This window comes from Dietzia sp. CQ4 (assembly GCF_014145125.1).
GTDB lineage: Bacteria > Actinomycetota > Actinomycetes > Mycobacteriales > Mycobacteriaceae > Dietzia > Dietzia natronolimnaea.
The window spans coordinates 1-2331 of record NZ_JAALDZ010000331.1; the positions used below are offsets into that span (position 1 = coordinate 1).

The window sequence follows — 2331 nt, forward strand, 5'->3', positions numbered from 1 at the left end:
GCAGGGCCTGCGGGTCCGAGTCCTTGAGAAGGGCTCCGGGGTGGCTCGCCGAGCGCACGGGTCTCCAGCTGCCACGGGTGTTGAGCCGCAACGCCGCCCCACCGGTCCCGGAGGGGATCGTTCCCGATGCCCCCGGGGTCACCCCGTTCCTCACGTCCAACGAGGACTTCTACCGCATCGACACCGCGCTGCGCGTCCCCGCGCTGACCACCGCGGACTGGCGGCTGCGGATCCACGGGATGGTGGAGAGGGAGATCGAACTGGACTGGCAGTCACTGACGAGCAGGGAGTTCCTGGACCGGATCGTCACCCTGACCTGCGTGTCCAACGAGGTCGGGGGAAACCTCGCCGGCAACGCGACCTGGACCGGCTTCCCGATCGCCGAACTGCTCGCCGAGGCCGGCCCCCTTCCCGAGGCCGACATGCTGCTCTCGACCTCCGTCGACGGGTGGACGGCGGGCACCCCGCTCGAGGCCCTCACGGACGGCCGGGACGCCCTGCTGGCCGTCGGGATGAACGGCGAACCCCTGCCGCTCGAGCACGGGTACCCGGTCCGGCAGGTCGTGCCCGGCCTGTACGGCTACGTCTCCGCCACCAAGTGGGTGGTGGACTGGGAGGTCACCCGATTCGACCGCGCCAGCGCCTACTGGACCGACCGGGGGTGGGGTGAGCGGGGACCCATCCTCACCGCGAGCCGGATCGACAGGCCCGCCCCCCTGGCCCAGCTGGAGCCCGGCCCCGTCGTGGTGGCCGGGACGGCATGGGCCCAGCGCCGGGGCATCGACCGGGTGGAGGTGCAGGTCGACGACGGTCCGTGGAACGAGGCGACGCTCGCCGAGGAGTACTCGATCGACACCTGGCGCATGTGGTCGTGGACCTGGGACGCCGAGCCCGGCCTGCACACGCTGTCGGTCCGGGCGACCGACTCGACCGGTGAGGTGCAGACGGAGACCCGACAACCGCCGATCCCCACCGGGGCCACGGGCTGGCACAACCGCACGTTCCGGGTGTCGGGGACATGACCGTCCTCGACACACCCCTCCTCACCACCCGCCCGTCCCGTGCGTTCGGACCACCTCGCATTAGACTGTCCCCCGTGTCCGAGCCCACCGCCCCGTCGCTGGCCGATCCGGGGCGCCTCCTGGAACTCTCCGCGGCCGGGGATCTCGATGCCTTCGCCCGCTTCTACGACCTCATGGCGCCCCGTGTGCACGGTCTCGCACTCCGGGTCCTGCGCGACCCCGGGTACGCCGAGGAGACCGTCCAGGAGGTGTTCCTCCAGGTCTGGAAGCAGGCCTCGGGGTACAGCCCCAAGCTCGGGTCGGTCCATTCCTGGGTACTGACCATCGCCCACCGGCGAGCGGTGGACAGGGTGCGGTCCGAGAGTTCCGCGGCCCGGCGCGACGAGGCGGACGCCGCCGCGGGGATCACGCACTCCGGCGACATCGCCGACCAGGTGACCGAGGAGATCACCCGGGAAGAGGACGCCGCGGACATCCGTCGATGTCTCGGGGAACTCACCGAGAACCAGCGCGAGTCCATCGAGATGGCGTACTTCTCCGGGTTGACCTACCGGGAGGTCGCCGACCAGCTGGGGTCCGCACTGCCCACGATCAAGTCACGAATCCGCGACGGCCTGCGCCGTCTCAAGAGCTGCCTGGGAGGTGAGCTGTCATGACCGTCCGACACCACGATCACCCGGGGTCCCCGGACACGGTTCATCCCGAGGACCTCGACCTCTACGCCCTGGACGCGCTGGACCAGGAGGAGGCGGACGCCGTCGAGCAGGCGCTCGTCGCCGCGACCCCGGATCAACGCAGCTCGATGCTGGCCCACATCCGGTCCACGCGGGAGGTCGTGGCCGATCTGGTGGCCGACGCCGACCTCGACGTCCCGCCGCCGCCATCCCTGCGCACCAGGGTGCTCGACCTGGTCACGGCGGAGGCCGGGACCGGACACGATGCGCCCACCCCGGATGCCGACGACACCGGTGACACCGGGGGCGCGGCGGTGGTCGACCTGAGCCGGATGCGCGAGCGCCGGCGCCCCGGGACCTGGACCTTCCTCGCCACCGCGGCGGCGGCCATCGTGTTGGTGGCCGCGGGGGTGACCATCGGGCGACTGACGGGCGACGCGGGACCGGAGGACAACCTCCCGGTCGCGTCCCCGCCCGCCGCGACGATGCCGGACGAGGTCACGTCCCTGCTCACGGCGCCCGACCTCGAGGTCTCGCGCGGACAGGTGGGCGGCACCGGCAGCGCCACCGTGCTCGCGTCCAAGACGGCCGACATGGCGGTCATCTCCATGACCGGGATCCCGGAGCCGGCCGAG

The 2331-nt window shown here is 71.9% G+C and carries 3 protein-coding genes; all 3 read left to right on the plus strand.

All coding sequences use genetic code 11. The features are described 5' to 3' along the window. Positions 1-1022: molybdopterin-dependent oxidoreductase (locus G6031_RS16135; RefSeq protein ID WP_182653810.1), on the plus strand; the 1022-nt coding region annotated here is incomplete at its 5' end. A gap of 74 nt (positions 1023-1096) precedes the next feature. Then, positions 1097-1678, plus strand: coding sequence for an ECF RNA polymerase sigma factor SigK (sigK, locus tag G6031_RS16140; RefSeq protein WP_042329923.1), 582 nt, complete (start codon positions 1097-1099; stop codon positions 1676-1678). Continuing rightward, positions 1675-2331, plus strand: a 657-nt coding sequence (locus G6031_RS16145; RefSeq protein ID WP_182653811.1) for an anti-sigma factor, incomplete at its 3' end; no start/stop codon positions are given. The genes sigK and G6031_RS16145, both read left to right, overlap by 4 nt.